General features: G+C 66.5%; 8 protein-coding genes. 5 read left to right on the top strand and 3 right to left on the bottom strand.

The window, feature by feature from the left end; all coding sequences use genetic code 11:
* Positions 1-2,198 (top strand): DNA gyrase subunit A (locus BG35_RS10425; RefSeq protein WP_051506154.1); only part of this gene is annotated, 2,198 nt, incomplete at its 5' end.
* Here BG35_RS10425 and gatC read toward each other — a convergent pair.
* Together gatC and BG35_RS0105165 are read right to left on the bottom strand one after the other, a co-directional pair.
* A complete protein-coding gene (gene gatC, locus BG35_RS0105170; protein WP_025781993.1) occupies positions 2,125-2,430 on the bottom strand; it encodes an Asp-tRNA(Asn)/Glu-tRNA(Gln) amidotransferase subunit GatC in 306 nt (101 codons plus the stop codon). The two genes, BG35_RS10425 and gatC, sit on opposite strands and share 74 nt — an antisense overlap.
* Before the next feature lie 40 nt (positions 2,431-2,470).
* Positions 2,471-3,244 (bottom strand): creatininase family protein, encoded by a 774-nt coding sequence (locus BG35_RS0105165; RefSeq protein ID WP_025781992.1) that lies wholly within the window; start codon positions 3,242-3,244, stop codon positions 2,471-2,473.
* Positions 3,245-3,334: 90 nt separating this feature from the next.
* Between BG35_RS0105165 and BG35_RS13060 the strand changes: the two genes are divergently transcribed.
* A complete protein-coding gene (locus tag BG35_RS13060) occupies positions 3,335-3,661 on the top strand; it encodes a DUF6679 family protein (protein WP_025781991.1) in 327 nt (108 codons plus the stop codon).
* Between the two features lie 22 nt (positions 3,662-3,683).
* Here BG35_RS13060 and BG35_RS13330 read toward each other — a convergent pair whose 3' ends face one another.
* Positions 3,684-3,821, bottom strand: coding sequence for a DUF8629 family protein (locus BG35_RS13330; protein ID WP_034417154.1), 138 nt, complete (start codon positions 3,819-3,821; stop codon positions 3,684-3,686).
* A 52-nt stretch (positions 3,822-3,873) separates the two neighbouring features.
* On the opposite strand from BG35_RS13330, the gene BG35_RS0105150 reads away from it, so the two are divergent.
* From BG35_RS0105150 to ruvB, 3 genes are all read left to right on the top strand, one after another.
* Positions 3,874-4,548 (top strand): DNA-3-methyladenine glycosylase, encoded by a 675-nt coding sequence (locus BG35_RS0105150; protein ID WP_025781990.1) that lies wholly within the window; start codon positions 3,874-3,876, stop codon positions 4,546-4,548.
* Complete coding sequence (locus BG35_RS0105145; protein WP_025781989.1) at positions 4,446-5,579, top strand: aspartate carbamoyltransferase catalytic subunit; 1,134 nt, start codon at positions 4,446-4,448, stop codon at positions 5,577-5,579. The genes BG35_RS0105150 and BG35_RS0105145 overlap by 103 nt, the downstream gene beginning before the upstream one ends.
* Before the next feature lie 62 nt (positions 5,580-5,641).
* On the top strand, positions 5,642-6,752 hold a 1,111-nt coding region (gene ruvB, locus BG35_RS0105140), incomplete at its 3' end, for a Holliday junction branch migration DNA helicase RuvB (RefSeq protein ID WP_025781988.1).

The raw sequence follows: 6,752 nt of genomic DNA, 5'->3' as shown, positions 1-6,752 counted from the left end.
AGCTGGCGGAGGACACGGTGGACTTCACCCCCAATTTTGACGGGTCTCAACAGGAGCCGGCCGTTCTACCTGCCCAGCTTCCCATGCTGCTGCTGAACGGCTGTGCCGGCATTGCCGTCGGCATGGCCACCAACATCCCTCCCCACAACCTGGGGGAAGTTGTGGATGGCCTGGTGGCGCTTCTGCGCAACCCCCGGTTGAGGGATGAAGATCTGTTGCAACTGATCCCCGGCCCCGACTTCCCCACAGGGGGGGAAATCCCCGTGGGCACTGGCCTGCGGGAGGCCTATCTGCAAGGGCGGGGCAGCATCCGGGTGCGGGGTGTGGCCCATCTGGAAGCCATCCAGGCCGCCAAGGGGCGGCACCGGCGCCGTGCTGTTGTGGTGACGGAACTGCCCTACCAGCTCAGTAAGGCCCACTGGATTGAAAAGCTGGCGGAGCAGGTGAACGACGGCCGCCTCAGCGGCATTGCCGACATCCGCGATGAGAGCGACCGGGAAGGGATGCGGGTGGTGGTTGAACTGCGTCGGGACGGCCGGCCGGAGCGTGTTCTGCAGGAATTGTTCCACCGCACCGCCTTGCAGAGCAACTTCGGCGCCATCCTTCTGGCGCTGGTGGATGGCCAGCCAGCCCAACTGAGCCTGCGGCGGGTTCTCGAGATTTTTCTGGAGTTCCGGGAGCAGACCGCTCTGCGCCGCTACCGCTTTGCCCTGGACAAGATCAGCCGGCGGCTGGAGGTGGTCCAAGGGTTGCTGGCCGCCCTGGCCCAACTGCAACAGGTGATTCTGCTGGTCAGCCGGGCGCCGGAGGCGGCCCGGGCGGAGGCGGCGCTCCAGGTGCAGCTTGGTCTCAGCCCGGCCCAGGCAGCGGCGGTGCTGGCCATGCCCCTGCGGCGCCTGACCGGCCTGGAGCGGCAAGGTCTGGACAGGGAACGGCAAGAGCTGGAGGCAGCCCAGGCCCAACTTCACCTGTTGCTGGACAACCGGGACAGGAGAGTTGAAGCGCTGATCCGGCAGTTGCTGCAACTGCGCAAGCGCCACGCCACGCCACGCCGCACCCGCCTCCTGGGCCGGATGGCCACCGCTGGGCCGTCCATCGCTGCCGAACCAACCGGCTCGGAACAGCGCCCACGGGCCCGGGTGCCCATCCCGGAGGATGGGCAACTGCTGGTGCAGACTGACGGGCAGTTGAGGCTGACGTCTCCCCTTGCCGTGTCCCGGCTCCGGCTTAAGCAGCCAGCACCCCTTGCCGGCCAGCCTCAACCGCCCCGTTTCATTGTTCCCGTCCATCCCGAACCCCGGATCGTGGTGTTCAGCCATGGGACGAATCGCCACCCTCCGCTGGGAGCGAACAACACCGCAACCCCAGGCCTTGGCCCGTTTCCTTCCCGAGAAGCTGGGGGGGGACAGGGGGACCACCCTGTCCAGTTGGCATTGCTGGGTGGTTCCGCCACCACTACGGGATTGGCCCTGCTGAGCGACGATGGCCATTGCCGCCGGCTCAAGGCTGCGCACCTTCTGGAACTGGCGGCCCGGTCCCGCAGTTCCGGTCGCACTGTCACCGTATTCAAGTTGCGGCCGGGGCGGACCCTCTGCCGGGTGGCGCCCTGCCCGGCGCCCATGGCGGTTCTGGTGGTGGCCACCAGTTGCGGCCGCCTGCTGCGCCTGGATGTGACCCCGCACCTGCTGCAAGACCTGGACAGCCCTGCCGGCGCACCGCTTTTACGGTTGATCCCCGATGAAACCATTGTGGGCGCCGCCTGTTGCGGGGGCGCCAGCCTGTTGCTTCTGGCCACACGCCATGGCCGGCTCAAACGTCTGCCCGTTGCCCAACTGGCACCGAACCGCCCCGGCGATCTGGGCCAGATTGGCCTGCGCTTTCTGGAACGCAGTGACAGTCTCCTGGGCCTGTGGCCCGTGGCGGATCATCCCTGCTTCACCCTGTTGACAAGGGATCACCGCAGTTGCCGCTTCCCCTGGGAACAGGCGCCTGTGGAGGAGTGCGGCGGCGTGGGAGAGTCCCTGCTGCCAGCGGGGGTGGAGTTGGCCGACGTGATCGTTCCGGGCGAGATTGCCCAACTTCCCCCGCCCCGGAAGCCGGGCAGGAATCCCTCAAGTGCTGAGTCTAGCCCGCCTCCTGGTCCGCCAGGATACGGGGCACCAGCAGCAGGTCACCCTCCCGTTGGGGAGCCTGGTTAAGCAGCTCCTCCCGCACAGTCGCCGGGCTCGCCTGATCCGCCCGGGTCACGTTCACCACGTCCACCGCCCGGGTGGTGGTGGGCGCCCCGGCGGTGTCAATGGACTGCAAGTGGGACACGTAGTCCAGGATGGACTCCAGTTGGCCGGTGATGGTTGCGATGCGGTCCTCCGGCAAGGCCAGCCGGGCCAGCCGGGCCACATGGCGCACATCATCCCTGTTGATTGAGCCCACGGCGCGGTCACGACGGTCTGCACCATAGAACCCCGGCGCCTCAAGGGGCTTGCAGGAAGCGCTGAAGATCCTCCCCCAGGGCCGTGGCGGCCCGCTCCAGCAATTCCTTCCCCGCGGCCGCCGTGGCCAGGGAGGGATCGGAACCCATCCGGCCGTCAGGGTAGCGGCGCCGGAAGTCCTCCCAGCCGTGGATGGGGCCCACGGGCGCAGGTTCGGGCAAGGGCCTGAGTTTCCGGGCCAGATGAGGATAGAGATGGAGCGTCAGGGCGATCTCGCTGGGGGTGGCGTGCTGGCCTTCCCGGTCGCCATAGAGTTGACGGGCATGGCTCATGACCGCCGGAGCCAGAAACCAGTTGGCCAATTTGCAGCGCAGCCGCGGCGCACTGGCCAGACCCAGGCTGGCTGCACGGCCGTAGGCCTCGCTGAATGCAGCCCGGGTGGCGGCCATGTTGCCCCCATGACCGTTGATCACGTACACCCGCTCGAAGCCATGGCGGGCCAGGGAAACCACCACGTCCCGTAACAGGGCCAGAAGGGTGCTGGGCTGGAGGCTGATGGTGCCAGGAAATCCCAGGTGATGTTCAGCCATGCCAAACGCCTGGGGCGGGGCCACCACCACCTGACTTCGCTCCGCCACGGCCTGGGCCACGGCATCAGCGGTGAGGGCATCTGTCCCGATGGCCCCCGTGGGGCCGTGCTGTTCGGTGGAACCCAGGGGCACGATCACGCCTTTGTTGTGCTCCAGATAACGCTCCACCTCCGGCCAGGTCCAAAGCTGAAGTCGCCAACTCCGGGGTTCAAGGGCAATTCTCATTGCGGACACGGTCTCATTGGAAGTGCTATGGCCCTAAATTGTCTCCAATCACCGGCAGGCGGTTGGCGACCGGGTGATTAAGGGAGGCCCATGTTCGACCGCAAGCTCTACGAGGCCCAGTGTGCGGGGCGTCCCGTATGGGTGTTCCTGTCCGATCAGCAGCGCTGGATTGAGCAGGCCCAGGTTGTCGAGGTTAGTGGCGGGGTGGTTACCCTGCGGTATGAAACCGACGAGGACGGCGAACTGCAAGCCTGGCAGGAAATGGTGCGGCTCGATTCCGTGGGCTCGGTGATGAGTCGTCTCTCCAGTGTGCCCCGTCTTGGGGGAAGCGAGGATCTGCTCACCGCTGAAGACTGCCCCGTGGAGGAGCAGATCAGCCAGGGCAGTCCCGATGGGTCTGGTGGCGAGGCCGCCTAGGCGAGATCGCCAATGGCGCTGATCAGTGGGCTGAACCGTTGCCGTGGTAGTCGTCACTGTCGTAGAACCCTCCCTGGGTTCCGAAGTAGAGGGCTGTGGCCACGAAGAGGATGGAGGCCAGCAACAACAGGCGGCTGAAATCAGGTGGGGAAGCGTCCATGGCGCAAACGACAGCGGAACCAGTTTGGCCGCCTCTGCCCATTTCGCCAACCATGGCTGCAGATGGGGCGGCGGATGACGCCCATGGCAATGGGCCGGCTCTGTCCCTGGAGACCTTGCGCCGCCCCGCCGTCGCTGTGGCGCCCGATTTACTGGGCTGTCTGCTGGTGCGCCGTGACGGGCGGAAACTGCGCTGGGGGGTGATTGTGGAAACGGAGGCCTATTGCCAGAGCGAGCCTGCCTGCCATGGACACCGCCGCCGCAGTCCCGGCAACGCAACCCTTTTTGGCGAGCCGGGGCGTTTTTACGTCTACACCAGCTATGGTGTGCATCACTGCTGCAACGTGGTGACGGATCGTCCCGGCTGGGCCAGTGGCGTGCTCCTGCGGGCGTTGGATCTTCCCCTGGCTGTGGAGCACGAGCGGCGGGCGGCAGGGCCGGGCCTCCTCTGCCGTTGCCTGGGCATTGACCGTTCCTTTGATGGCCAAGCGGTCAGCGATTCCACGGCAGGACTGTGGCTCATGGGCCGCCCGCCAGCGGTGGCGGCAGCCATGGCCAGCGGCGCCCTGAACCTGCGCCGGGGCCAGCGGATCGGCATCTCCCGCGGCCAGGAATTGGCCTGGCGATGGTATCTGGGCGCCAGTCGCGGCGTCAGCCGCCGCATCCCAGGGGATCAACGCCCCCGGCCAGCACACTGCTGGAGCAGCCGGCAGCTTTTGGAATCCTGAACAACCACTGGAGTCACCGCCATCTGCTGGATCTTGCTGTGCTGGGACGGCAGGATTTCGAGTTGGCGCTTGAGTTGGCCGAGCGTTTCCGGGCCATCCCCAGCCAGGGACCACGGCGGTTACCTGCCCTGCAGGGGCGGCTGGTGGCAACGTTGTTCTTCGAGCCCAGCACCCGCACCCGCACCAGCTTTGAAATTGCCGCCCGACGGCTCTCGGCCGACGTTGCCAGCTTTACGCCAGCCTCCAGCGCCCTGGCGAAAGGGGAAAGCCTCCTGGATACAGCCCTCACCTATGCCGCCATGGGCGCCGAATTGCTGGTGGTCCGCCACAGGGGCAGCGGCGTTCCCGGTGCGGTGGCCCAGGATCTGGAGGCCATGGGCCACAGGGTTGCGGTGCTGAATGCGGGAGACGGCCTCCATAGTCACCCCAGCCAGGCCCTGCTGGACCTCTTCACCCTGGCCCGTCACTTCGCTCCCCGGCAGCCCACCGTGGAGGCCCTGGCTGGCCGCACCATTGCCATCGTTGGCGACGTTCTCCATTCCCGGGTGGCCCGCTCCAATCTTTGGGCGCTGAGCGCAGCGGGGGCCACCATTCACCTCTGTGGACCCAGCGCCCTGTTGCCCGACTGTTTTGCCGACTTTCTCACCGCCATGCCTCCAGGCTGCGCTACGGATCCCGTCCCCCGGCGGGGAAGGGTTCACCTGTTCCGCAACCTGGACGAGGCCTTGACGGACGTGGATGCCGTCATCACCCTGCGGCTACAGAAAGAGCGGGCCCAGCGTCACCTGATTCCCAATCTGGAGGATTACCACCGGGCCTATGGCATCACCCATGCGCGCCTGGAACGCTGCCGCCCTGGCGCGCCGGTGTTGCACCCTGGTCCCGTGAATCGGGATGTGGAATTGAGCAGCCGGTTGTTGGCCGAGCCGCAGCGTTGCCTCGTGAACCAACAAGTGAGCCACGGCATCCCCATCCGCATGGCCTTGCTCTACCTGCTGGCCACGACGCTCCAGACGCTGCCCTCAGGTTGAGAAATCAGCGTTAGAGGCAACTTGAAATCAGACTTGGCCATGCCCGCTAGGGTTTGGCCATCATGGCCATTGTTCCCAGCAACTCCTCCGGGAAGCCGTCCCCGGCCTCATCCTCCAAACATGGCGCCGCCCACCGTCCTGCAGGGCTTCCCCATGGTTTGCAGCGGCGCCCGGAGGCTACGGCGGAGGAGCAAGGCCATGCAGAGGAAGCCCTGCGCCCGCGGCGCCTGGGGGACTACATCGGTCAGACCGCCCTCAAGCAGGTGTTGCACATTGCCCTGGCGGCGGCGCGGCATCGTCAGGAACCCCTGGACCATCTCCTGCTCTACGGGCCGCCCGGCCTGGGCAAAACCACCATGGCCATGGTGCTGGCGGCAGAGTTGACGGCCCGTTGCCGGATCACCAGCGCCCCGGCGCTGGAGCGCCCTCGCGACATCATCGGCCTGCTCATGACCCTGGAGCAGGGGGATGTGCTCTTCATTGACGAGATCCACCGTCTACCCCGTATGGCGGAGGAAATCCTCTATCCCGCCATGGAGGATTTCCGCCTGGACCTGTCCGTGGGCAAGGGAACCACGGCCCGGTCCCGCAGCATTGGCCTGCCACGGTTCACCCTGGTGGGCGCCACCACAAAGGCGGGCTCCATCAGTTCACCGCTGCGGGACCGCTTTGGCATGGTCCATCGGCTGGAGTTTTACACCACGGCTGAATTGCAGCAGATTGTGGAGCGCTCCGCCCAACTCCTGCAGATGAGTGTGGAGCGTTCCGGCGCTCAGGCCATTGCCAGACGCTGTCGCGGCACACCCCGGATTGCCAACCGGTTGCTGCGCCGCGTACGGGACTATGCCCTGGTGAAAACCTGTCCCGCCGTTGACGACCATGTGGTGGCGGATGCCCTGACCATGCACCGCATCGACCCCCTGGGCCTTGATCCCAGCGACCATCGTCTGCTCCTGGCCATGGCGCAGCAATTTGAAGGGGGACCCGTGGGCCTCGCCACCCTGGCCGCGGTTCTGGGTGAGGATGCCGATACCATTGAAACCGTGCTTGAACCCTACCTGCTCCAGATCGGGTTTCTGCAACGCACGCCCCGGGGCCGCCGCCTGGCGGCCCCGGCCTACAAGCACCTTGGCCTGCCCCCGGCGCCCACGTCCAATCCAGCCTTACCTGCCC

The organism is Candidatus Synechococcus spongiarum SH4 (assembly GCF_000586015.1).
GTDB classification, from domain to species: domain Bacteria; phylum Cyanobacteriota; class Cyanobacteriia; order PCC-6307; family Cyanobiaceae; genus Synechococcus_B; species Synechococcus_B spongiarum_F.
This window is presented reverse-complemented; position numbering and strand designations above follow the sequence as displayed.

Excerpts from the sequence above, each read along its gene's own strand:
- BG35_RS13330 (WP_034417154.1), bottom strand. The coding sequence starts at position 3,821 with ATGGACGCTTCCCCACCTGATTTCAGCCGCCTGTTGTTGCTGGCCTCC.
- BG35_RS13060 (WP_025781991.1), top strand. The coding sequence starts at position 3,335 with ATGTTCGACCGCAAGCTCTACGAGGCCCAGTGTGCGGGGCGTCCCGTA.
- BG35_RS0105145 (WP_025781989.1), top strand. The coding sequence starts at position 4,446 with ATGGTATCTGGGCGCCAGTCGCGGCGTCAGCCGCCGCATCCCAGGGGA.
- BG35_RS0105165 (WP_025781992.1), bottom strand. The coding sequence starts at position 3,244 with ATGAGAATTGCCCTTGAACCCCGGAGTTGGCGACTTCAGCTTTGGACC.
- BG35_RS0105150 (WP_025781990.1), top strand. The coding sequence starts at position 3,874 with ATGGCTGCAGATGGGGCGGCGGATGACGCCCATGGCAATGGGCCGGCT.